23 protein-coding genes and 1 pseudogene are annotated in these 22,875 nt (G+C 66.5%); 13 read left to right on the top strand and 11 right to left on the bottom strand.

Translation table 11 applies throughout. From position 1 onward, the window contains the following. Nucleotides 1-38: 38 nt before the first annotated feature. From E8M83_RS03325 to E8M83_RS03300, 6 genes are all read left to right on the top strand, one after another. The gene (locus E8M83_RS03325) at nt 39-1,097 is read left to right on the top strand and encodes a porin (protein ID WP_137171965.1); all 1,059 of its coding nucleotides are present in this window, start codon (nt 39-41) and stop codon (nt 1,095-1,097) included. A gap of 19 nt (nt 1,098-1,116) precedes the next feature. Further along, entirely contained in the window at nt 1,117-2,097 is a 981-nt protein-coding gene (locus tag E8M83_RS03320; protein WP_137171964.1) for a tripartite tricarboxylate transporter substrate-binding protein, read from the top strand. Between the two features lie 136 nt (nt 2,098-2,233). Then, on the top strand, nt 2,234-2,866 hold the full coding sequence (locus E8M83_RS03315; RefSeq protein ID WP_137171963.1) for an exopolysaccharide biosynthesis protein: 633 nt from the start codon (nt 2,234-2,236) through the stop codon (nt 2,864-2,866). 90 nt (nt 2,867-2,956) lie between these two features. Further along, a complete protein-coding gene (locus E8M83_RS03310; protein WP_137171962.1) occupies nt 2,957-3,232 on the top strand; it encodes a hypothetical protein in 276 nt (91 codons plus the stop codon). Next, the gene (locus tag E8M83_RS03305) at nt 3,222-4,406 is read left to right on the top strand and encodes a GGDEF domain-containing protein (protein WP_229491405.1); all 1,185 of its coding nucleotides are present in this window, start codon (nt 3,222-3,224) and stop codon (nt 4,404-4,406) included. The genes E8M83_RS03310 and E8M83_RS03305 overlap by 11 nt, the downstream gene beginning before the upstream one ends. 90 nt (nt 4,407-4,496) lie before the next feature. Beyond that, nucleotides 4,497-5,474, top strand: coding sequence for a hypothetical protein (locus E8M83_RS03300; RefSeq protein ID WP_137171961.1), 978 nt, complete (start codon nt 4,497-4,499; stop codon nt 5,472-5,474). Here the strand turns inward: E8M83_RS03300 and E8M83_RS03295 are convergent. Then, nucleotides 5,448-6,557 carry an AI-2E family transporter gene (locus E8M83_RS03295; protein WP_229491404.1) on the bottom strand — a complete coding sequence of 370 codons (1,110 nt, stop codon included), beginning with the start codon at nt 6,555-6,557 and terminating at the stop codon, nt 5,448-5,450. The two genes, E8M83_RS03300 and E8M83_RS03295, sit on opposite strands and share 27 nt — an antisense overlap. A gap of 276 nt (nt 6,558-6,833) precedes the next feature. Between E8M83_RS03295 and E8M83_RS26515 the strand changes: the two genes are divergently transcribed. Next, entirely contained in the window at nt 6,834-7,331 is a 498-nt protein-coding gene (locus E8M83_RS26515) for a hypothetical protein (RefSeq protein WP_170976673.1), read from the top strand. A 16-nt stretch (nt 7,332-7,347) separates the two neighbouring features. Here E8M83_RS26515 and E8M83_RS03280 read toward each other — a convergent pair whose 3' ends face one another. The 6 genes from E8M83_RS03280 to E8M83_RS03255 form a co-directional block, all read right to left on the bottom strand. Beyond that, nucleotides 7,348-7,638: a hypothetical protein gene (locus tag E8M83_RS03280; protein ID WP_137171959.1), complete on the bottom strand. Its 291-nt coding sequence runs from the start codon at nt 7,636-7,638 to the stop codon at nt 7,348-7,350. A gap of 189 nt (nt 7,639-7,827) precedes the next feature. Continuing rightward, nucleotides 7,828-8,484 carry an ABC transporter ATP-binding protein gene (locus E8M83_RS03275; RefSeq protein WP_137171958.1) on the bottom strand — a complete coding sequence of 219 codons (657 nt, stop codon included), beginning with the start codon at nt 8,482-8,484 and terminating at the stop codon, nt 7,828-7,830. Nucleotides 8,485-8,494: 10 nt separating this feature from the next. After that, on the bottom strand, nt 8,495-9,289 hold the full coding sequence (phnE, locus tag E8M83_RS03270; RefSeq protein WP_137171957.1) for a phosphonate ABC transporter, permease protein PhnE: 795 nt from the start codon (nt 9,287-9,289) through the stop codon (nt 8,495-8,497). Then, nucleotides 9,286-10,119: an ABC transporter permease gene (locus tag E8M83_RS03265; RefSeq protein ID WP_137171956.1), complete on the bottom strand. Its 834-nt coding sequence runs from the start codon at nt 10,117-10,119 to the stop codon at nt 9,286-9,288. Before E8M83_RS03265 ends, phnE begins: the two co-directional genes overlap by 4 nt. Then, nucleotides 10,119-10,934, bottom strand: a complete 816-nt coding sequence (locus E8M83_RS03260) for a phosphonate ABC transporter ATP-binding protein (protein WP_137171955.1) — start codon at nt 10,932-10,934, stop codon at nt 10,119-10,121. The genes E8M83_RS03265 and E8M83_RS03260 overlap by 1 nt, the downstream gene beginning before the upstream one ends. Nucleotides 10,935-10,953: 19 nt before the next feature. Further along, nucleotides 10,954-11,841 carry a putative selenate ABC transporter substrate-binding protein gene (locus tag E8M83_RS03255; RefSeq protein ID WP_137171954.1) on the bottom strand — a complete coding sequence of 296 codons (888 nt, stop codon included), beginning with the start codon at nt 11,839-11,841 and terminating at the stop codon, nt 10,954-10,956. 188 nt (nt 11,842-12,029) lie between these two features. Between E8M83_RS03255 and egtD the strand changes: the two genes are divergently transcribed. From egtD to E8M83_RS03240, 3 genes are read left to right on the top strand one after another with little or no spacing between them, the layout of a single operon-like run. Further along, nucleotides 12,030-12,998 carry an L-histidine N(alpha)-methyltransferase gene (gene egtD, locus E8M83_RS03250; protein WP_229491403.1) on the top strand — a complete coding sequence of 323 codons (969 nt, stop codon included), beginning with the start codon at nt 12,030-12,032 and terminating at the stop codon, nt 12,996-12,998. Continuing rightward, nucleotides 12,995-14,221, top strand: coding sequence for an ergothioneine biosynthesis protein EgtB (gene egtB, locus E8M83_RS03245; protein WP_137171952.1), 1,227 nt, complete (start codon nt 12,995-12,997; stop codon nt 14,219-14,221). The genes egtD and egtB overlap by 4 nt, the downstream gene beginning before the upstream one ends. Then, entirely contained in the window at nt 14,218-15,165 is a 948-nt protein-coding gene (locus E8M83_RS03240) for a YihY/virulence factor BrkB family protein (protein ID WP_137171951.1), read from the top strand. Before egtB ends, E8M83_RS03240 begins: the two co-directional genes overlap by 4 nt. A gap of 61 nt (nt 15,166-15,226) precedes the next feature. On the opposite strand, the gene E8M83_RS03235 is transcribed toward E8M83_RS03240, so the two are convergent. After that, nucleotides 15,227-16,192 carry a TerC family protein gene (locus E8M83_RS03235; RefSeq protein WP_137171950.1) on the bottom strand — a complete coding sequence of 322 codons (966 nt, stop codon included), beginning with the start codon at nt 16,190-16,192 and terminating at the stop codon, nt 15,227-15,229. A gap of 149 nt (nt 16,193-16,341) precedes the next feature. On the opposite strand from E8M83_RS03235, the gene nhaR reads away from it, so the two are divergent. The 3 genes and pseudogenes from nhaR to E8M83_RS26180 form a co-directional block, all read left to right on the top strand. Continuing rightward, a complete protein-coding gene (gene nhaR, locus E8M83_RS03230) occupies nt 16,342-17,283 on the top strand; it encodes a transcriptional activator NhaR (protein ID WP_137171949.1) in 942 nt (313 codons plus the stop codon). Nucleotides 17,284-17,365: 82 nt separating this feature from the next. Next, nucleotides 17,366-17,548, top strand: coding sequence for a hypothetical protein (locus E8M83_RS03225; RefSeq protein ID WP_137171948.1), 183 nt, complete (start codon nt 17,366-17,368; stop codon nt 17,546-17,548). A gap of 14 nt (nt 17,549-17,562) precedes the next feature. Further along, nucleotides 17,563-18,030 (top strand): annotated as a pseudogene (locus E8M83_RS26180) (glycoside hydrolase domain-containing protein); the annotation flags it as partial. Nucleotides 18,031-18,194: 164 nt separating this feature from the next. Here E8M83_RS26180 and selD read toward each other — a convergent pair. The 3 genes from selD to E8M83_RS03205 all read right to left on the bottom strand — a co-directional run bounded on the left by selD (nt 18,195) and on the right by E8M83_RS03205 (nt 22,730). Next, entirely contained in the window at nt 18,195-19,250 is a 1,056-nt protein-coding gene (selD, locus tag E8M83_RS03215) for a selenide, water dikinase SelD (protein ID WP_137171946.1), read from the bottom strand. Nucleotides 19,251-19,407: 157 nt separating this feature from the next. Then, on the bottom strand, nt 19,408-20,988 hold the full coding sequence (locus E8M83_RS03210) for a DEAD/DEAH box helicase (protein ID WP_137171945.1): 1,581 nt from the start codon (nt 20,986-20,988) through the stop codon (nt 19,408-19,410). Nucleotides 20,989-21,377: 389 nt separating this feature from the next. Then, nucleotides 21,378-22,730 carry a transglycosylase SLT domain-containing protein gene (locus E8M83_RS03205; RefSeq protein WP_137171944.1) on the bottom strand — a complete coding sequence of 451 codons (1,353 nt, stop codon included), beginning with the start codon at nt 22,728-22,730 and terminating at the stop codon, nt 21,378-21,380. Nucleotides 22,731-22,875: the final 145 nt, after the last annotated feature.

Genomic DNA, 22,875 nt, shown 5'->3' with positions numbered 1-22,875 from the left:
AATAAAGCAGCACAACCATAACAAGATTCGGAGACACCATGAAGCACTCGGCCCTCGCGCTCGCCGTCCTGGCAGCGCTTTCGCTCAACCATTCCGCGCTCGCCCAGGGCAATGTGCAGGTCTACGGCCTGATCGACGCCGGCGTCGAATACGTCAACCATGCCCAGGGGAACGGCGGCAATATGGTGCGCGTCGTCTCGGGCGGCAAGAACACCTCGCGCTGGGGTTTCCGCGGCAGCGAAGAGCTGGGCGGCGGCCTGAAAGCCATCTGGCAACTCGAAGGCGGCATCCTGATGGACACCGGCGCCAGCGACGGCGCGATCTTCAAGCGCCAGGCCTGGGTCGGCCTGGACGGTTCGCTCGGGCGCCTGGTCATCGGCCGTTCGTTTACCACCACCTACGAGCTGGTGATCAAGTTCGACCCGCTCGGCTTCGCCCCCAATTATTCCTGGGCCACCGGCGCCAGCGCCACCGGGCCGTCGAAATACGGCATGACGACCCAGTTCGACAACCTGGTCAAGTACACCGGCAAGCGCGGCGGCTTCACCTATGGCGCCACGGTCGGCCTGGGCGAGCGCTCGGGCAGCCTGGCCGAGGGCCGCAAGCTTGCCGTCGGCGGTTCGTGGTTCGGCGACGGCCTGGGCCTGATGGCGTCGTATGAGCAGATCAACGGCAACGCGGTCGCCGACCTGCCCACGCGCGACGAGACCAGGGCCTACCACCTGGGCGCCGACTACCGCAGCGGCAAGTGGCGCTATACCGCGGGCATGCGCGGCTACAAGCTCGACGCAGCACGACTGGACGCCGACCTGCGCGCCGATACCTATTGGGGCGGGATCACGCGCACGATCGACAATGTGACGCTGACCGGCGCCGTGTATCACGTCAACACCAGGGATGTGCCGGCCCTCGAGGACGCCGACCCGACGCTGTTCGTGGTGCGCGGCATGCTGGCGCTGTCCAAGCGCACCGACCTGTACCTGTCGCTGGCGCATGCGAAAGCGGATCACGGCCAGCTGGTCGGCCTCTCGCGCGACGATCCTGGCTACGGTTCACGCCAGAGCGGCATCACGGCCGGCATGCAGCACCGCTTCTAGTCACGTTATGATGCGCGGTATGAGTTCCATGCGCGTCTTCTTCCATGCGGTCTTGCTGGCCGTGGCCCTGGCCTGCCAGCCGGCCGCGGCCCAGCCGCGCGGGCCCGAATGCCTGATCCCGTCCAAGCCCGGCGGCGGCATGGACCTGACCTGCAAGCTGGCCCAGAAGGCCCTGCACGGTCAGCCCGGCGCGCCCGAGCTGGCGCTGGGCTACCTGCCGGGCGGCGTGGGGGCAGTGGCCTGGCACACGATGGTGTCGCAGCGCCGCGCCGAGCCGAATACCCTGGTCACGTTCTCCGGCGGCTCGGTGCTCAACCTCGCCCTGGGCAAGTTCGGCAACGCCGACGTCGACGACGTGCGCTGGGTGGCGGCCTTCGGCGCCGACTACGGCATGGTCGCGGTGCGCGCCGATTCGCCCTGGCAGACGCTCGACGATCTATTGAAAGCCCTGAAGCGCGATCCCAAGAAAGTCTTGATCGGCATGTCGGGCACGGTCGGCAGCCAGGACTGGATCAAGATGGCGTTGTTGGCGCAAATGGCCGGCATCGATCCGCGCAAGATGCGCTTCGTCGCGCTCGAGGGCGGCGGCGAGCAGTTCATCGCGATGCACGAGAACCACGTGCAGGCGGTATCGGGCGACACCTCCGAGGCGCTGCTGTACACGGGCAACGGCAGGGTGAGGGTGCTGGCGGTATTGTCCGAACAGCGGCTGCCGGGCGCGCTGGCCGGGGTCAAGACCGCGCGCGAGCAGGGTTATGACGTGGTGTGGCCGGTAATCCGCGGCGTGTGGATGGGCCCGGACGTGCGCGAGGCCGACTACCGGCGCTGGGTGAAGGCCTTCGCCAATATGGAGGCCAGCCCGGAATTCGCCGAGAAGCGCGCACGGGCCGGCTTGTATCCGTTTTCGCTCACCGGCGATGCGCTGACGCGGTACATCAAGCAGTCGGTCGCAGGCCACCACCGGCAGGCCCGGCAGTTCAAGCTCCTGCGCGAGCGCTGATATTTGTAAAAGAGCATCGGCCCAGCGGCGCCCACGGCGCCCCGTCCCGTTATACTGTCGCTCCGTTGCCTGGCATGACCCAGGCATCGTTCGCACTATCCATGACATTATTCGCGATTAACGATCACAGGACGACATGAACAATTTTTACAGCGAACCAGTATCCCAGCGCCTGCGCGCGCTGGTGCGCGACATGCCGCGCACCGGCATCACGCTCAGCGAATTGATCCACCGCGTCGGCAACGACGGCCTGCTGATCCTGGTCACCCTGCTGACGCTGGTCTTCCTGATCCCGATCTCGATCCCGGGCGTGAGCACGGTGTTCGGCGCCGCCATCCTGTTGATCAGCGTCAGCCGCCTGTTCGGGCGCGACCTGTGGATTCCGTCGAAGCTGTCGCACCGCGTGATCGGTACCCGCAAGCTGCGTCCGCTGTTGCGCAAGGCGCTGTCCTGGCTCAAGAAGCTCGAGCGCATCAGCCGTCCGAACCGCATCCAGTGGCTGGTGGCGGGCGGCGCGGTCGCTTTCTTCAATAACGCGGCCCTGATCCTGGGCGCCGTGCTGCTGATGATGCCGTTCGGCCTGATCCCTTTCAGCAATACCTTTCCGGCGGTGGCCATCCTGTTCCTGGCCATCGGCCTGTTGCAGCGCGACGGCTTGTGCATCCTGCTGGGCCATATCAGCAATGTCGTCACCATCCTGTACTTCGCCGTACTGATCGGCGGCGGCGGCCTGGCCGCGCGCGAGCTGTTCAACCGCTTCGCGGGGTGAACCGTCAGATGATGCAACGTCGGGCCGGAAGAGTTGGCTTGTTGCAAAGCATCTTCTTCTGATAAGCTGGCCGCTGCGACGAAAGAGCCCATGTTCCTGGACCATCCCACCATGACCGCGACCAATGCCGTGGCCGAGCCGGACCGGCTCGAGCGGCTGCAACGCGCCTACGGCTATGCGATGGCGCTGGCGGATGCGGCGGGCAATGGCGACGTCGTCGAGAAAGTGACGCAGCTGCACGATCACAAGGGCACCTTGATCGTGTTCTGGCACGAACCGCCCATCGATGAGGAGCGGGAATATTTCACCCGCGCCTGGGCCAGCAAGGTCGGCGACGGCACCCTGAACGTTGAACATGAGTACTGACACAATGATACTGGATGCGTCGACCATGGTCCTGGTACTGGCATTGGGCAACCTCGCCCTGTGCGCACTGCTGACCTTCTTCAATCACGGACCGACCCGCTCGCCGGCACTGGTGCTGTGGAGCCTGTCGAAACAGATCCAGGGCGGCGCCTGGCTGCTGCTGGCCCTGGGCGATGCCGGCGTGGTGCCGGCCCCGATCGCGATGCCGGGCGGCTATGCGCTGCTGTTCGCCGGCGTGGCGGTCGAAGGCGGCGCCTCGTGGGAAGCCGCGCGCCGGCGTGCCTGGCGCACCCCGACGATGATCGTCGGCGGCCTGGCAATCCTCGCCTTCTTCCTGTGCTACCTGATCGACGAAGAAGGCTTGCGCGCCGTGGCCGCGTCGCTGCTGCTGGGCGGCTTCTATTTCTCGGGCGCGCTGGCGCTGGCCTGGCGCTGGCTTGACGCCAGCCTGCTGCAGCGCTTCCTGGCCGTGGCCAGCATGGCGCTGGCCCTGGTAGTGGCGTCCCGCGGCCTGTCGGTGCTGCTGCTGCCGGGCGGCTGGGGCTGGCTGACCAGCGACCTGCTGGGCCAGCTGTCGAGCGGCGCGCTGTACCTGCTCATGCTCGGCAATGCCTTCGGCGTGCTGCTCCTGACCCGCGAGCGGCTGCAGGACGCGCTCGAGCGTTCCGAGATCGTCGATCCGCTGACCGATGCGCCGAACCGGCGCGGCTTTTTCCAGTTGCTGGCGCCATGGATGGCGCTGGCCCGCCGCCCGGGACTGCCGACCGCGCTGGTGGTGTTCGATCCGGATGGTTTCAAGCGCGTCAACGACAGCTATGGCCACCCGGCTGGCGACGTCGTGCTGCGTCAGATGGTCGAGCTGTGCCGGCGCCAGCTGCGCGACAGCGACCAGCTGGGGCGCGTGGTCGGCGTCGAGTTTGCGATCCTGCTGCCGCGCACCAATCTCATCGAGGCATCGCTGGTGGCCGAGCGTATCCGCGCCGCGATCGAGTCCACCCCGCTCAAGAGCGAGCGCGCGATGATCAAGCTGACCGCGAGCTTTGGGGTGACCACCATCCGCCCCGAAGACAGCACCACGACCCTGTTCCAGCGCGCCGACGAGGCCCTGCAGCAGGCGAAGGAGGGTGGGCGCAACCGCGTGGCACATGCCAGCGAGGTGGTAGCCGAGGTGTGAACGGTCTCTCGTAAGAGGTAGATCCTCCTGCCGGGTCACGCGCATGTCATGGGCGGGGCTTATCCTGCGGCCTGTTCAAATGGACATGCCATGCAAGCCCCAGAGTCCGATTCACCCATCTACGCCGCTGTCGAGCTAGGCTCCGACAGCTTCCGCCTGCACGTCGGCCGTTTCGAGGACGGCGTGCTGCGCCTGGTCGCCACCATGGCCGAGCCGGTGCGGCTGGCCGCGACCCTCGACGAAGACGGCATGCTGTGCGCCTCGGCCATGCGCCGCGCCTTGCACTGCCTGGACGAATTCCGGCAAGCGCTCGACGCCTGGCGTCCGCAGGCCGTGCGCGTGGTCGCGACCTCGGCCTTGCGCATGGCGCGCAACGCGGCGCTATTCCTGCCGGCGGCCGGCAAGGCGCTGGGCCGGCCGATCGAGCTCATCGCCGGCGACGAAGCCGGCCGCCTGGTCTACCTGGGCGTGGCGACCACGCTCGGGGCCCACGACAGCGCGCCGCGCCTGGTGGTCGATATCGGCAGCGGTTCGACCGAACTGGTGCTGGGGCAGGGCGCCGCGATCCGGCGCATCGAATCGTTTGCGATCGGCGCGGTACGCCAGAGCCTGACCTTTTTCGCCGACGGACGGCTCGATGCCGCCGCTTTCGATGCCGCCGTGCGATCGAGCCGCAGCCGCTTCGCCGAGGCCCGGCTGGGCGCGCAGCGCTGGCAGCAGGCCTATGGCGCCTGCGGGACGGTGCGCGCGCTGGCCGAGATCGCGCAGCTGCACGGCGAGGAAGGGGTATTGAGTCGCGCCGGCCTGGAGCGCCTGCGCGCGGATTTCACTGAAATCGGCCATGTGGCGCGGGTGCGCCTCGCCTATCCGGCGGCCGAACGGGCTTCGCACCTGCCGGGCGGGCTGGCGATCCTGATCGGCTTGATGGAAGAACTCGATATTGCCGAGCTGGCGCCGGTGCACGCCGGCCTGCGCGTGGGCGCCCTGTGGGACCTGCACCAGCGCGCGGCGGCCGTGGGATCGGCCGCCTTGCTCGATTCCTTAACCGGTCCGCTCGGCGTCGGTTGACGGTTTCTCGACCGGCAAGCCAGGTGGCACGGCGGGCGGCGGCACGTTCAGCAGCGCCGTGCCCGGCGGCTCGTCGCGCAGCCAGCCGAACAGGATCGCCATCATCAGCGGACCGACGAACAGCCCGATCACGCCCAGGGTCGATACGCCGCCCAGCAGGCCGAACAGCACCGCCAGGAAGGGCAGGTTGACGCGCTGCCCGATCAGTTTCGGGCGGATGAATTTATCGACCAGGAACAGCTCGACCGCGCCCCAGGTGAACAGGCCGAGCGCCTCGGCCGAATGGCCCTGGCCGAACAGCAGCAGCGACACCATCGTGAACGACAGCGGCGCGCCGCCCGGGATCAGGGCCAGGTAGCCGGTGATCACGCCCAGCAGCACCGGGGCCGGCGCGCCGGCGACCCAGTAGGCCACGCCCAGCACGATGCCTTCCAGGATCGCGATCGAACCCAATCCCAGCGCGGTGCCGCGCACCGACAGCGGCAGCACGCGCCGCAGCTTGCCGTACTGGTCGGGCAGCAGGCGGGCGCCGGCGCGGTCGAGGTAGTGCAGCACGCTGGAACCGTGCAGATAGAGTACGAACAGCGTCAGCAGGGTCAGGAATAAATACAAGGCATTGGCCAGGATGGCCGAGCCCCAGACCCGCGCGGTATCGGTCAGGTGCGGCATGAAGTCGCCCACCGTGGTGCGCACCAGTGCGTTCAGCCCGCCCGGCACGGCCAGGTGCTCGAGCCACCATTTGACGGCGGAGTCGGCCACCACCGGCAGGTTGGCGACCCAGTCCGGCACCGGCACTCCGGTCTGGTTGAAACTGATGAGCATGCGCTGCAGGCTGGCCAGCTCGTAGGTGAGCGTGTGGAACAGCAGCACTGACGGTCCGACGAAGCTGACGAGCAGCAGCAGCAGCATGAAGCTGGCGCTGGCCAGCGGCGCCCAGCCGCGGCGCAGCAGGCGCTGGTGCAGCGGCCAGGTGATCACTGCCAGCAGGCCGGCCCAGGCGATCGAGCCGAGGAAGTGTTGCAACAGGAAGGCCAGGGCGGTGGCGAACAGCACCGGCAAGATCAAATGAGCTTTGTTGCGCATACTGGCCCGGGTTGAATCACGATTTCCTCAAAAAAATGCTTGGTCGCGCAGAGTTTACAGCAGAGTTGTCCGCTTGAAAGAATAAAACAGGATGCATTCCCATAAAAGCGGAGTTTGCCGAATGATTTGTTCGGAAAAACAGAAGTCCGCTTCTATGAGCATAGCATTGTGACACCGATTGGCGCGGGCGGCAGCAAACGCGCGCGGTATGTACGTGCCATCGCCGGGCTGGGATAAATCGTTTATACTGTTTGCCCTTTCAAGGATGGAGCAACCATGCCACGCAAGCCCGCGTCCGCGCCCGAACCAACAGCAGCAGCGCGCGCACGGCGCCCCGCGGCGAAGAACGCCAGGCCGACCGCGGCTGCGAAGGGTGCGGCCAAGCCGGCGGCCAAACCGGCGGCCAAGCCTGCCCGCAGGGCCGCGCCGGCAAAAGGGAGCCTGAAGGCTGCGGTCAGGACGGCCGCGAAGGCGCTCGCGAGTCCGCCGGCCCGCAAGCCAGCCTTGAAGGCGGCGAGCAAGGCCGCGGCGCGCCCGCCGGCGCCGGATGCGCGTCCGGTCCTGGTGCGCGACAGCTTCACGATGCCCGAGCAGGAATACGCAGTGCTGCTCGAGGTCAAGCAGGCCTGCCTGCGGGCCGGCATCGACGTCAAGAAGAGCGAATTGCTGCGCATCGGCGTGGCCTTGCTGGGCCAGCTCGACGTGGCCACCCTGCAGGGCGTGCTGGCGGCGCTGCCCCAGCTCAAGACCGGGCGTCCGCCGGCCCAGGACTGAAAAGAACGGGCGGGCGCTAATGGATCGCCGACGCGCTGGTCAATTCCTTGAGTTCGCGGATCGGGATATTCGATTTCTCGTGCATGCGCAGCAGGATGGTGGCACCGACGTTCAGTTTGCGGTGGCGGATCTTGCTGATGATCGGCGGCTGCACTTCGAGCACGCGGCATAGCTCCGCGTCGTTCTTCAGTTGCAGGCGCTCGATCAAGGTGTCGAGCAATTTGTTGGGGACGAAGCTCGAAGGCTCCAGGGCGCGCGCTCGATGCATCGCGTCGAGCATTTCCTGTTTTTTCTGTCGTACGCTCATGTCGTTTCTCCAATATGAAAACATGATTCAAGACAGATCGACAGTTTTGGAAGAATGGCCCAGCCTGTTTTTTTAAGCGCACCTTGATGGCTTATCGCGGCGGGTCGTTGTTATATTACTACGATTATGTTGCGCACGATTCGCGAAACTTAACTAATAATGCTGCAATGTCGCGTTTCTTCTGGGAATTTATGCCAATTTCAGGCCGGAATGCGTCAGCAGCAGCACCTTGTCGGCCATGGCGGCGGCCGCATGCGAGTGGGTGACCATGATGGCGCCGGCGCCATGGGCGCGGGTCTCGGCACGCAGCAATTGCAGGACGCCGTCGGCCGTCTCGGGGTCGAGATTGCCGGTCGGTTCGTCCGCCAGCAGCAGGGCCGGACGGTGCACCAGGGCGCGCGCGATCGCCACCCGCTGCATTTCGCCGCCCGAGAGCTGGCGCGGGAAATCGTCGCCGCGTCCACCCAGCCCCACGGCGCCAAGCATGGCGTCGACCCGTTGCGCGGCGAGGTCGCCCGGCGCCTTGTTGAGCAGCAGCGGCAACGCCACGTTCTGGCGCAGGGTCAGGTGCGGCAGCACGTGGAAGGCCTGGAAGATGAAGCCCATGCGCGAGCGCCGCAGGCGGGTGGCGGCATCGTCGTCCAGGCGCGAAATCGGCGTGCCGTCGACGATCACCTGGCCGCCATCCGGCACGTCCAGGCCCGCGATCAGGTTCAACAGCGTGGACTTGCCCACGCCCGACTCGCCCATGATCGCCACGAACTCGCCGGCCTTGAACACATGCGACAGCTGCGCGAGCACGGTGCGGCCGCCGTAGGATTTGGTGAGCTGGTCGAGTTCGAGCATGGTGGCGATATCAACGGGTCAGGGCGCGCCGCAGCGCATAGCTGGCCGCATCGACCAGCGCCACCAGCACCAGCATCGCGATCACCACGGTGGCGGCGCTGGGCATCTGGAACAGCGACAGGTGGTACTTGAGCATCTGGCCCAGGCCGCCGGCCCCGACCACGCCCAGCACCGCCGCCGCGCGAATATTGTTCTCCCAGCGGTACAGCGTATACGACAGCATCTGCGGCAGCGCCTGGGGCAGGGTAGCGTACAGGAAGGCCGCCAGCGGCCGCGCGCCATTGGTGCGCAGCGTCTGCTCGGCATGCGGCTCGACGTTTTCGAGGGCGTCGGCAAACAGCCGCCCCAGCACCCCGGCCGTGTGCGCGGCCAGCGCCATGGTGCCGGCCATCGGTCCCAGGCCGGCCAGCACCAGCAGCACCGCCGCCCATACCAGTTCGGGAATCGAGCGCAGCACATTGAGCACCAGGCGCGTGACGGCGCGCGCCACGACGCCCAGGCGCCCGGCGCCGGCCAGCGCCAGCGGCAGGCCGACGATCGCGGCAAGCAGGGTGCCGACGGCCGACATGGCCAGCGTTTCCCACAGCGCGCCGAAGGTCTTGTGCAGGAACGGCGTGCTGGTCTCGGGCGGGGCGAAACCGGACAGGAACTCCCCGGCGGAGTCGATCGCCTCGGCGGTAAAGAAGGCGCTCCACTGCAGCGGCAGCGAGGCAAAGCTGGCCACGACCAGCGCAAGTAAGCCAAGCAGCACCAGCCAGGTCCGGATGTCGCGCGGTGGCGCAGCGGGAAGGGAAGAAGGTGTCATCCCAGCCTCCGGCGCAGCATCTTCGAGACCAGGTCGGCGCCGGCCACCAGCAGCACGAACATGATCAGCATGGTGGCCACTTCGCTACCGGCCATCATCTTGGTCGACTCGTCCAGGCGCTGGCCCAGGCCGCCGGCGCCGACGAAGCCCATCACCGCCGAGCCGCGGATCGCGCATTCCCAACGGTAGACGGTGTATGACACCAGTTCGGCGCTCGAATCGGGCAGGGCGCCGTACAGCAGCGCCGGCAGCCGCCCGCTGCCGTTGGCCAGCAAGACGTCGGTGGCATGGGCGTCGCTCGATTCGAGGATCTCGGCATACACCTTCGCCAGCATGCCGCTGTACGACAGGGCGATCGCCAGCACGCCGGCGGTCGGCCCAAGGCCGACGATGCGCACGAACAGCAGCGCCCACACGAGTTCGGGCACCGAGCGCAGGATCATCAGGATCCAGCGCAGCAACTGGCGCACGGCGGCCGCGAACGGATGCACGTGGCCGGTGCCCAGGCGCGAGATCGACAGCCGCTCGGTGATGACGAAGGTGGCGGGAATCGCCACCAGCAGCGCCAGTGTGAGCCCGGCGGTGGCGATGGCCACCGTCTGCCAGGTTTCGCGCAGCACCATGGCAAGAAATTCGGGTTCGACCGCGGGGACCAGGAAATCGGACAGGAACATCCCGGCCGCGCGCAGGCTTTGCGCGTCGAACAGCAGCCAGGGCTTGAACTCGGCGCCCGCCAGCAGCGGATACAGCAGGATGATGAAGACCACGGCCCAGGTAACGCGGGTGCGCCACGCGGGATCGCGGTGGGGGACTGCGGCGGCGCTACGCATCAGAAGCAGGCGCCGACGGCGATCTGGCCCGGGGTGTCGTGCGGCGCTTGCGATGGCGGCTCGACCTGCTCGTTGGCGTACAGCTCGGCGATCATGGCGTCGCTGACCTCTTCGCGCGGCGCGTCGAAGACGATGCGGCCGTCGCGCAGGCCCACCAGGCGAGCGAACTGTTCGCGCGCCAGGTCGACCTGGTGCAGGCTGCAGACCAGGGTAGCGTTCCGTTGCTGCGCTTCCTGGCGCAGGGTGGCAAGGGTGTGGCGTGCGAGCGCCGGATCGAGGGCCGAGATCGGCTCGTCGACCAGCAGCGCCTCGGCATTCGACAGCAGCAGGCGCGCCAGGCCGCAGCGCTGGCGTTCACCGCCCGACAGGCGGTCGACCCGCGCATACAGCTTGTCGCCCAGTGAAAAACGCGCCAGCGCGGCGTGGGCGGCGGCCGGATCCTGCGGACGCACCAGCGAGGCCAGCGCCTGCCACAGCGACCAGTACGGCAGGCGTGCGGCCAGCACCGCCGTCACCACGCGCTGGCGCGGCGGCAGCGGCGGCGCCTGCGGCGCCAGGAACAGGCGCGCGCGCAGGCGGTGGCGCTCGGCCCCGTCCAGTTGCCAGGGATCCTGGCCGAAGATTTCCAGCACGCCCTCGGCCGGCCGGTGGGCGCAGGCGAGGGTGGACAGCAGGGTGGTCTTGCCGGCCCCGGAAGGGCCGATCAGGGCGACCTGCTCGCCGGCGCGGATCGTGAGGTCGAGCGCGTGCAGGGCCGGCGCGCGGCTGCCGGCCAGGTGGCGCACGGTCAGGCCGCGCAGGCGGTAGGTCGCCATGCCGTACTTCTCCTCGTGCTTACTTCAGCAGGCCCGCGTTACGCGCGGCGGCTTCGATCGCGCCGTAGTTGGCGGTCTTGGTCGGCACGAACCTGGTGGCGCGCTGCAGTTCGAGGATCTGCTTGCCCTCGGCGGTCGAGCCGTCCAGCGCCAGGAAGGCGTCGGTGATCTTCTTCTTGAGCGCCGGGTCCATATCGCTGCGCACGGTCCAGTTGTAGTCGAAGTAGCCCGGGGTGGTGTAGAACACGCGCACCTGTTTCGGATCGACCTTCTTGGTCTCGACCAGTTTTTCCCAGACCGAGATGTTCAGCGCGCCCGCATCGACCTTGCCGCCGGCCACGGCCGCCACGGTCGCGTCATGCGCGCCCGAGAAGGCGATGCGCTTGAGGTCGGTGTCCGGGTTGACCTTGGCTTGCAGCAGGAAGGAACGCGGCATCAGGTGGCCCGAGGTCGACGATTCCGAGCCGAAGGCCAGGGTCTTGCCCTTCAGGTCTTCCAGCTTGGTGATGCCCGGCACGGTGGTGATGAAGACCGAGCGGAATTTCTCGTCTTCTTCGCGCTGCACCAGCGGAGTCACCTGGCCTTTGCTGCGCACATTGGCCTGGACGAAGGTGAAGCCGCCGAACCAGACCATGTCGATCTTGCGGTTGACCAGGCCTTCGACCGAGGCCGCGTAGTCGGTCACCGGGGTGAACTCGACCTTGAGGCCGGTGGCCTTGGCCAGGTAGTCGCCCAGCGGCTTGAACTTGCGCTGCAGTTCGGTCGGCGATTCGTCGGGAATGGCCGAGACGCGCAGCACGCCATTGCTTTGTGCCTGGGCGGCGCCCGCGACCAGCATCGTGCCGGCGACGGCAGAGGCGACGAAACCGAGGGTTTTCAGGACTTGACGGCGGAGGGACATGGTCATGGTTGGCTTTTCTTGGTAAGTGGCTAGGTAGGTCGATAAGCGCGGCACCCCTATGGGGCAGCACGGTTGAACGGCCGCGAACACGGCGAATCCCGGGATTCCGCTATGATAGCAAAACCGGCAACATTATCAGGCAATAGCCTGGCCATTTCGCATGGTGCGGCATGGCGGCACGAATGATAAACCTTATGCTGACATCCTGCACATCGGAAGAGCTCGGGGCAAGCGTGGTCAATGCCCACGACGCCGAAGAGCTCCACGCCGGCCTGCTGGCTCCAGAGGCCTGTATCTCGCCCAAATTCCTGTACGACGCGCTCGGCTCGAAGCTGTTCGAGGCGATCTGCGAACTTCCCGAGTATTACCCGACCCGCACCGAGGCCGCCATCTTCGAGCGCCATGGCGCCGAGATCGCCCGCGTGGCCGGCACCGGGACTACCCTGCTCGACCTCGGCGCCGGCAACTGCGCCAAGGCCGCGAGCCTGTTCCCGCTGCTGCAGCCTTCGCAATACGTGGCGATCGACATCTCCAGCGAGTTCGTGCACGAAGCGCTGGCGCGGCTGCGCCAGCGCTTCCCGAAGGTCGAGATGGAAGCGCTGGGCATGGATTTCTCGAACCGCTTCGAGCTGCCCGAGCTGGTGCGCGCCGAGCGCCGCCTGTTCTTCTATCCGGGTTCGTCGCTTGGCAACTTCACGCCCGAGGACGCGCAAGCCTTCCTGGCGCGCCTGCGCGCCCAGTGCGGCCCCGACGGCGGCATCCTGATCGGCATCGACCTGGCCAAGGATAAAGCCACGCTCGACGCCGCCTATGACGACGCGCTCGGCGTGACCGCCGCCTTCAACCTGAACATCCTGCGCCACGTGAACGGCCTGGTCGACGCCGACTTCGACATCCGCCAATGGAAGCATCACGGCTTCTACAATGCGGCGCGCGGACGGATCGAGATGCACCTGGAGGCGCGCAGCGCCCAGCAGGTGCGCTGGCGCGGCGGCGATCGCCGCTTCGAGGCGGGCGATTGCATCCATACCGAGAACAGCTATAAATACCAGCAGGCGGATGCGATCAAGCTGCTGGAGCGTTCCGGTTTCGAGGCCACACGGGTCTGGACCGATCCGCAGCGCTGGTTCGCCGTGATCCACGCCCAGGCGATCGCCCCATGAACATGCTGCGCGACGAGGGCCTGCCACGCACTTTCGCCAGGGTGCGCGGCCGTTCGCTGCGCCTGGCAGAGGCGCTGTCCGATGAAGACTGTTGCGCGCAGTCGATGCCCGACGCCAGCCCGATCAAGTGGCACCTGGCGCATACGACCTGGTTCTTCGAGACCTTCATCCTCGAGCCGCGCGAGCAGGGTTTCGCGCCTTTCCACCCGGCGTTCCGGGTGCTGTTCAATTCCTACTACAACGGCGTCGGCGCCAAGCATCCGCGCCCGTACCGCGGCCTGTTGACGCGGCCGTCGCTGGCTGAGGTAAAAGCCTACCGCCACGACGTCGACCGCCGCATGGACGCCTTGCTGGCGCGCGGCATCGACAGTGCACTGGCGGCCCTGGTCGAACTGGGCCTGCAGCACGAGCAGCAGCACCAGGAATTGATGCTCACCGACGTCAAGCACCTGCTGGCGCAAAATCCCCTGTATCCGGCCTATGCGGCCGATCCATTGGACGCGTCGACGCCGGCGCCGCCGCTCGAATGGTTGCCGTTCGACGGTGGGCTGGCCGAAATCGGCCATGGCGGCAGCGGCTTTTGCTTCGATAACGAGCTGCCGCGCCACCGCACCTATGTGGCGCCGTTCGCGCTGGCCTCGCGCCTCGTCACCAATGGCGAATACCGCGAATTCATCGAAGCCGGCGGCTACCGCGACCCCGCGCTGTGGCTGGCCGAGGGCTGGGAACGGGTTGCCTCGGGCGAGATCGTGCATCCGCTGTACTGGATCGAGCAAGACGGCGGCTGGCACGAATTCACCCTGCACGGCGTGCAGCCGCTCGACCCCGAGCGGCCCGTCACCCACGTCTCGCTGTACGAAGCCGATGCCTATGCGCGTTGGCGCGGCGCGCGCCTGCCGACTGAAGCCGAATGGGAATTCGCCGCGCGCCAGGCCGATGTCAAGGGCTTGCCGCTCAATCACCCGTCAGCGGCCAGCGGCGCCGGCCTGCAGCAATTGTTCGGCGCTTGCTGGCAGTGGACCAGCAGCAGCTACGCCCCGTATCCCGGCTATGCGCCGGCGCCGGGCGCCATCGGCGAATACAACGGCAAGTTCATGGTCAACCAGTACGTGCTGCGCGGCTCGTCCTGCGCCACGCCCGAGGGGCACGCGCGCCCCAGCTACCGCAACTTCTTCCCGTCCGGCGCGCGCTGGCAGTTCACCGGCATCCGGCTGGCGCGATGAGCCGCCGGCGTGACTGGCGCGCGCGCCTGAAGGACCAGCGCGCCAATATCTATATCCTGTCGCATCCCCTCAAGTTCGCCCTGCAGGTGCTCAGAGGCTTTCGCGGCAACCAGGGCCTGCTGCTGGCCGGCGCCGTCGCCTATTACGCGCTGCTGTCGATCGTGCCCTTCCTGATGCTGGTGGTGGTGGTGCTGTCGCACTTCATCGATCCGGTCGAACTGCTCGATACCCTGCGCCGCTACCTCGAACTGCTGGTGCCGGGCCAGTCGCGGCCGATCGTGACCGAGGTCGCCAATTTCTTGCAGGACCGCCAGATCCTGACCTGGGTGCTGGCGCTCACCATGCTGTTTTTCAGCTCGCTCGCCTTCACCGTGCTCGAGAATGCGATGAGCGTGATCTTCGTGCACCGGGTCGCGATCCGGCGCCGGCATTTCATGGTGTCGGCCGTGCTGCCGTATTGCTATATCCTGGCGCTGGGTATCGGGATCATGGTCGTTACCCTGGTCGCCGGCGCGCTGCAGGTGCTGGGCACCGAAAGCGTGTGGCTGTTCAACTATAAATGGTCGCTGGGCGGGGTGTCGGGCGTACTGCTGTATCTGCTGGGGCTGGCGGGCGAGATCCTGGTGCTGACCTCGATCTACCTGGTGATGCCGGTGGGCCGGCTGTCGATCTGGCATGCCTTCATCGGTGGGGCGACCGCGGCGCTGCTGTGGGAAGTCGCGCGCCATGTGCTGGTCTGGTATTTCTCGACCCTGTCGCAGGTGAACCTGGTGTATGGCTCGATGACGACGGCGATCGTGGTGATGTTTTCGCTGGAGATCGCGGCCACCTTGCTGCTGCTGGGGGCGCAGGTGATCGCCGAATACGAGCGGGTGGGGCAGGCCGGCGGCGGGGCGCCGCCGTCGAAGCCGACCTGCGATGTTCCGCCGCTGGCGCGGGGATGATCGCAGGTGCTGGAACGAGGCAGGGTGGACGGCTTGCCGCCCACCCCACATGGCGATACCGTTACTTCTCTTCGTCCTTCGGCTTGATCATCAGGCTGGCGATGCAGCTACCGGCGATCAGGACTGCCACCACGGTCAGCGAAGCCTGCACCGGGATGTGGTACCACGGCATGATCAGCATCTTGACGCCGATGAAGGTCAGCACCATGGCCAGGCCATACTTGAGCAGGTGGAAGCGGTCAGCCACGTCGACCAGCAGGAAGTACAGCGCACGCAAGCCCAGGATCGCGAACATATTCGACGTGAACACGATGAACGGGTCGGTCGTGATCGCGAAGATCGCCGGGATCGAGTCCACCGCGAAGATCAGGTCGGTCACCTCGATCAGGATCAGCACCAGGAACAGCGGCGTCACGTAACGCAGGCCATCCTTCTTGATGAAGAATTTTTCGCCATGGTCGCCATCGGCCACCCGCAGGTGCTTGCGCGCCAGCTTCAGGATCGGGTTATTGGCCACGTCCGGCTCTTCGTCGACCGCCACCAGCATGCGGATACCGGTGAACAGCAGGAAGGCGCCGAACAGGTACAGGACCCAGCTGAATTCGCTCACGACCCAGGCGCCGGCGCTGATCATGACGGCACGCATGATGATCGCACCCAGCACGCCATAGATCAGGACCCGGCGCTGGTATTGCTGCGGTACCTGGAAGGCGGTAAAGATCAGCAGGAATACGAACACGTTGTCGACCGACAGCGCTTTCTCGATCAGGTAGCCCGAGAAGAATTCGAGCGACTTCTGGCTCGCGATCTCGGCGCCTGCGGTGTCCTTCAGGTAGAAGTACAGGCAGGCATTGAAGATCAGCGCCAGGCTGACCCAGACCAGCGACCAGATGCCGGCTTCCTTGACGCTGACCTTGTGCGCCTTGTTACCGCCGAAGACGAACAGGTCGAGCGCGAGCATGACGAGCACGAACGCGACGAAGCCGCCCCACATCATGGGGCTTGCGATGGTTTCCAATCCGTTCATCGGATACTCCTTGTCTTGACAATGAATCGAGGGGGCATGACAGTCCTCCAATAGGGGTAAAACCCAACTATAGGATGCAGCGATACATCGTACAAATCGAATATTATTTGATGTAAGATCGAATTTTTCGATCTTTACGAGAGCGGCCGATGTCGACACTCAACTATAAGCACCTGCGCTACTTCTGGATGGTAGCGAAAACCGGCAGCATCGCGCGGGCGGCCGAGCAGCTGCATCTGACGCCGCACTCGATCTCGGGCCAGCTGTCCGAATTCGCCGAGAGCCTGGGTGTCGAGCTGTTTCGCCGGGTCGGCCGCAAGCTCGAGTTGACCGATACCGGGCGCCGCATCGTGAGCTATGCCGAAGACATCTTCAATACCGGCGACGAACTGCTCGAGCTGGTGCGCGACCATGCCTTCGCCACGACCTCGTACCGGGTCGGCTGCGCCGATTCGGTGTCCAAGCTGATCGCGGTCGACCTGGTCGAGCCGGCCCTCAAGCTCAAGGAGCCCGTGAAGCTGATCTGCCGCGAAGGGCGGCTCGACAGCCTGATCGCCGACCTGGCCGTGCACCGGCTCGACCTGGTCATCGCCGACCGCCCGATTCCGGGCCATTTCAGCGTGCGCGCCTACAACCACTTGCTTGGCGAGAGCCCGATGACGGCCTTTTGCACCGAGGCGCTGGCGGCCACCTTCGACCAGCCGTTCCCGGCCTGCCTGCACAACGCGCCGATGCTGCTGCCGGGCGAGGATTTCGCGATCCACCAGCGCCTGCTGCGCTGGCTCGAGCGTTGCGACGTGCATCCGCGCGTGGTGGGGGAGTTCGACGACAGCGCCATGATCCAGGCCTTCGGCCGCTCGGGCGCCGGCGTGTTCTTCGCGCCGGCCGTCATCGCGGCCCAGGTCAGCAGCCAGTATGGACTGGTCGCGCTGGGCCAGGTCGAGGCCGTGGTCGAGCAGGTGTATGCGATCACCACCGAGCGCCGCATGAGCCATCCGGCCACGGTGGCGATCAGCAGGCTGGCGCGCGACAAGCTGTTTGCCCGCGGCGATAGTCGTGACGACAGTGGCGTTGCGCCTGGTCAATCCTGACGGACGCCATGGATGGCACAGTACGGTCTTGCGCGAAACCAATCGAACGCAATTCAGGCAAGAGTCCTGAACTAGAGATGCCATGAGCCACTTCCTCGCCATTACGCTTCCCCTGCCGGTCCTGCTGGCGCTGGGCGCCTCGCTGCTGGTTTCGCTGGCGGTGGCGGCGGTGGCCCTTGCCATGCGCCGGCCGGTGCCGGTGCGCCTTCCTTCCCGCCCGCAGCCAGGCAGCGGCGACAATGCCGTCGTCGCCGACCGCGGTTGAGGGCCTGACACGCCATGGCGGCGCTGCGCGGCTGCGATTCGCCGTTTGCCATCGCGGCCCACGCCGCGTCGCTGCGCCTGCGCGGCATCGACTTCGTCATGCGGCGCTACAGCCGCGATCCGACGCGCAACCTGGACCTCGAGGAGGCGCGCCGCCTGTCCCGCGCCGGGCTGCGCATCGGCGCGCTATGGGAGAGTTGCGTGGGCGTGGAGCGGCTGTCGCGCCAGCAGGGCCTGCTCGATGGCGCCGATGCCTTGCGCCTCGCCCGCGCGGCGGGCCAGCCGCCCGGCAGCGCCATCTATTTCGCGCTGGGCGAGGAGGCGACGCGCGCCGACATCGATGGCGTCCTGAGACATTACCTGGCCGGCGTGCGCAGCGCGCTGGGCGGCGCCGCGGGCTATCGGGTCGGGGTGCGCGGCAGCCAGGCCTGGTGCGTGGGCCTGGTCGACCGCGGGCTGGCCGCCCTCTCCTGGCTCATGTCGATGCCGGCCAATAGCGAGGCGCCGCGCCACGCGCTGCTGCAATGGCCGGCCGCGCGCCTGGTGCTCGATGGCGCCGAGCTGCGCCTGTCGCCCGTGCTGGGACAGCTGGGGAAGGATCCCGGCCTGTTCCAGCTGGCCGGGCGTGGCGCAGCGCTCGGGGGAGCTCAGGCGCGCACGGCGACGCCGCCGGCGCCCGCTTCCATGCGCCCGACCACGGCCGCATCGCCAAAACCTTCGCGCGCGAACAGGGCCAGCACCTCGTCGACCGCGGCCGGATCGCAAGCGACCAGCAAGCCGCCCGAGGTCTGCGGATCGGTCAGCAGCGCGCGCTGGGCGGGGGTGAGGGATGCATCGAGCTGCACGTCCTTGCCGTAGGCCTCCCAGTTGCGGCCCGATGCCCCGGTGAAGAAGCCGTCGTGCGCCAGTTGCAGCACGCCCGGCAGCAGCGGGATCGCCGGCATGTCGAGCTGCGCCTGCAGCTGCGCGCCGCGCGCCAGTTCCAGCAGATGGCCCAGCAAGCCAAAGCCGGTGACGTCGGTCATGGCGTGCACGCCCGGCATGTCGGCCAGCAGGCGGCCCGGTTTATTGAGCTTGGTGGTATTGGCGATCATGGCGGCATAGCCGTCCTCGCCCAGCACGCCTTTCTTGAGGGCAGCCGACAGCACGCCCACGCCCAGGGGTTTGCCCAGCACCAGCACGTCGCCGGCGCGCGCGGCGCTGTTCTTCTTGACCTTCGACGGATGCACCAGGCCCATCACCACCAGGCCGTAGATCGGCTCGACCGAATCGATCGTGTGGCCGCCGGCGATCGGGATGCCGGCTTCGCGGCAGATGGTGGCGCCGCCTTCCAGGATCTGGCCGATGGTCTCGAGCGGCAGCTTGTTGATCGGCATGCCGACCAGGGCCAGCGCCATGATCGGGGTGCCGCCCATCGCATACACGTCCGAGATCGCATTGGTGGCGGCGATGCGGCCGAAGTCGAACGGATCGTCGACGATCGGCATGAAGAAATCGGTGGTGGCGACCAGCGCCTGTTCGTCGTTGAGCTGGTAGACCGCGGCGTCGTCGGAGGTCTCGATGCCGACCATCAGCTCCTTCGGCACCGGGAAGCCGGTGGACGATTTCAGGATCTCGGCCAGCACGCCGGGCGCGATCTTGCAGCCGCAGCCGCCGCCGTGCGAGAACGAGGTGAGTTTGATGGCTTGGTCGTTGGTACTCATGGGCTTGTCCGGTAGTCGTTGAAAGGAACGCGAGCGCAATTATCCCCCATGTCGCGTGGCCGCGCTCGATGGGCGGCCTGGATGCAAGAACGGCTGCCGAGTGGCAGCCGTTCTTTACCGACGCTAGGTCAGGATCCCCGCCTGCGCGGGGACATGCTTATTCGCCGAACGAACGGCGGGCGCCGTCCATCGAGCGCGGGTGGGCGCCCTTGTAGCCGCCTTCGCGGCGCTGGCCCTGGCCTTCGCGCGGGGCGCTGAAGCGGTTGCCGTCGCGCGGCGCACGGTCAGCGGCCGGACGGTCGCCTTGCGGACGCGGTGCATAACCCTCGCGCGGACCGCGGTCGGCGTAGCGGCTCTCGCCTTGCGGACGATCGCCCTGCGGACGCGCTGCATAGCCTTCGCGCGGTGCGCGGTCGGCATAGCCGCCTTGCGGGCCCGATGGCTTGCCGAAGCCGCGCTGTGCAGGCTTGCCGGCATTGCGGCCGTCGCCCGGCTTCCAGCCCGGGCGTGCGGCGGCGCGTGGCGCCGCAGTGCGCTTCGGTTCGAAGCCTTCGACCACATTGACCGGGATCGGCTGGCGGGTGAAGCGTTCGATACGGCGCACGGCCATGTTCTCGGCGTGGTTCACCAGCGAGATCGCGGTACCGTTGCGACCGGCACGGCCGGTACGGCCGATACGGTGCACGTAGTCTTCGGGGAACTTCGGCAGGTCGTAGTTGACCACGTGGGTGATGGTCGGCACGTCGATGCCGCGCGCGGCGACGTCGGTGGCGACCAGCACGCGCACGCTGCCGCGGCGCATGCCGTCGAGCGTACGGTTACGGGCGCCCTGGTGCATGTCGCCATGCAGTGCGGCGGCGGCGAAACCGGCGATGTTCAGGCGGTCGGCGATCATGTCGGCGTCACGCTTGGTGGCGGTAAACACCACGGCCTGGTCCATCGATTCGTCGCGCAGCAGGTGGTCGAGCAGGCGGTTCTTGTGCGACAGGTCGTCCACAAAGTGCACGCGCTGCGAGATGTTCTCATGGCGGTTGCCGGCGCTGGCGATCTGGATCGTCATTGGATCGGTGGTGATGCGACGCGCCATATTGCCCACGACGCCATCCAGCGTTGCCGAGAACAGCATGGTCTGGCGAGCCGACGGGGTAGCGGCGACGATTTTCTCGATGTCGTCGATGAAGCCCATGTCGAGCATGCGGTCGGCTTCGTCCAGTACCAGGATCTCGAGCTGCGAGAAGTCAATCTTGCCCGACTCCATGTGGTCGATCAGGCGGCCCGGGGTGGCGACCAGGATTTCAGGATTCTTGGCCAGCAGTTGCATCTGCTTCGGGTATGGCATGCCGCCCAGGATCGAGACGCAGCGCACGCGGCGCATATGGGCCGTGTACTTGTCGGTATTGCTGGTCACTTGCAGGGCCAGTTCGCGGGTCGGGGTCAGGACCAGCATCTTTGGCTGGGCCGGCTTGAAACGGACGCGCTCGCCGCGGGCCTTGGCAGCTTGCGCTTCTTGCGCAGGGGTCTTGCCGGCTGGCAGCGGCTCGGCGTTGGCCAGGCGATGCAGGGCTGGCAGCATGAAGGCCGCGGTCTTGCCGGAACCGGTCTGCGAGGATACCAGCAGGTCACGGCCGGCGATGGCTGCAGGGACGGCTTGCGCCTGGACCGGGGTCGGGGTGGTGTAGCCGCTGTCGACGACTGCCTGGACGATGGACGCGTGCAGGCCAAGTGCTTCAAAACTCATGTGTTCTTTACTTTCGGAATAAATCATGCGTTCGCACATGTGGCGCGAACGTAAAAATGCAACGCGAACCGACAAACGAAATGACTCAGTAATGAAAGAAATTTCGGCACAAAAGCTTTGCGCCGGGACGGTGTCTGGAAACGACACGCAAGGCGGGAGGCTTTGGAAAGGCGCTCTATGTCGAGCTGCCTGGGGTTTGCGTAGCTGCTAGTTGTACTGCTGTCGCTGCTGAACTGTCTGTTTGTTGCGACCATCATGTCGCAGCGCACAAACCGTACTATACAGGTTTTTCCGAATCTCTGCACGGCACAACGCAAAACTGTGCAGCTAATGCTGCACAGCAATATGCGCCAGCGCCGCGGCAGGCTGTGGGCACGGCGCCCGCGCGATCAGCGCTGCTTGCGCTTGGACGAAGTATTGCGTGCGATGCGCTTGCCGTTGCTGCTGGCGCCGGCCTTGGCCTTGAAGCGCGAGGCATTGCGCTTGGCCTTGCCGCGGTCGGCTTCGAAGGCCACTACGGCATTCTCGATGATGTTCTCGGCGATGTCGCCGTGGTTCGTGGCCGAGGTCTTCGGCACCAGGATCGTCGAGCCGGCCTTCAGGCGCGACTGCGGTGGAATATTGTTGGCCTGGCGGATGACTTCGGGCGTGGTGCCGAATTTCGAGGCCAGCTGGGCGATGCTGACGCGGGCGCCAGTGATCTTGTGGGTGGTCCAGGTCGACAGGGCATTGCCCCACTGCGCCAGGTTGATGTGGAATTTCTCGGCGTTCTCGGTCGGCAGCAGGATCTTGGTCCGTTCGCCGCCGATGATCACCGGCTTCTTGAACTGCGGGTTGAGCGCCTTGAATTCGTCGAGCGACATTTCGGCCAGCTGGGCCGCGATGGCCAGGTCGATGTCGCTGGTCTTGTCGACCATCGTGAAGTAGGGCTGGTTGTCGATCGCCGGCAGGGTCACGCCGTACTGCGAAGGATTGGCCACCACGTTCTTGACCGCCTGCAGCTTGGGCACGTAGTTGCGGGTCTCGGCCGGCATCAGCTCGGCCAGGCTCTCGAAGTCGGTCGGCTTGCCCAGTTCCTGGTTTTTCTTGATGGCGCGCTGAACATTGCCTTCGCCCCAGTTATACGCGGCGAGGGCCAGCGGCCAGTCGCCGAACATCGTGTACAGGCGCTGCAGATAGGAGAGGGCGGCATCGGTCGAGGCAACCACGCCGCGCCGTTCGTCCTTGAACATATTCTGCCTGAGGTCGAAGTCCTTGCCGGTGCCCGGCACGAATTGCCACAGGCCGGCCGCGTTGGCGCTCGACATCGCTTGCGGATTGAAGGCCGATTCGATCACCGGCAGCAGGGCCAGCTCGGTCGGCATGCCGCGTTTTTCGAGTTCGGATACCACGTGGTACAGATAGGGCGAGGCGCGGCCCGAAATGCGCGACAGGTTGGCCGGGTGGTTGGCATAGGCCTGGGCATGGCGGGTCACCAGCGCATTGTTCAGGTCGGGGATCGCATAGCCGCTGCGGATGCGGCCCCAGACGTCGGTCTCGTGGTAGTCGTCGAGCTTGTCGATGCCCTTGTCGGTCCTGATGCCCGGCAGTGCCGGCGACAGGGCCTGGCGCTCGGCGCCGAGGGCGGCCCGGGCCGACGGTAGCGGGGCGGCTTCCATCGCCTGGCTTAGCGGCGCCGCTGCCAGCAGGGCCAGCGCAGCCAGGGTGAAGATGGAACGTTTCGTGTCGTGCTTGGGCTTCATGGTAAGACTTTTCCAGTGTTGCGTCCAGGAACGAGCGGACAAGACAAGAGGGCAGTGTACGGACCAATCGTCGAGTCAGTCAAGAATAAAGTCGCTGTCGTTACAATTAAAATCGAAAGGTGAAAGCCTGACGTTGGCATCATGA

It is taken from the genome of Massilia sp. HP4 (assembly GCF_005222695.1).
Classification (GTDB): Bacteria; Pseudomonadota; Gammaproteobacteria; order Burkholderiales; family Burkholderiaceae_D; genus Telluria.
The sequence above is the reverse complement of the archived record's forward strand: the minus strand, read 5'-3'. Positions and strand labels throughout refer to the sequence as shown.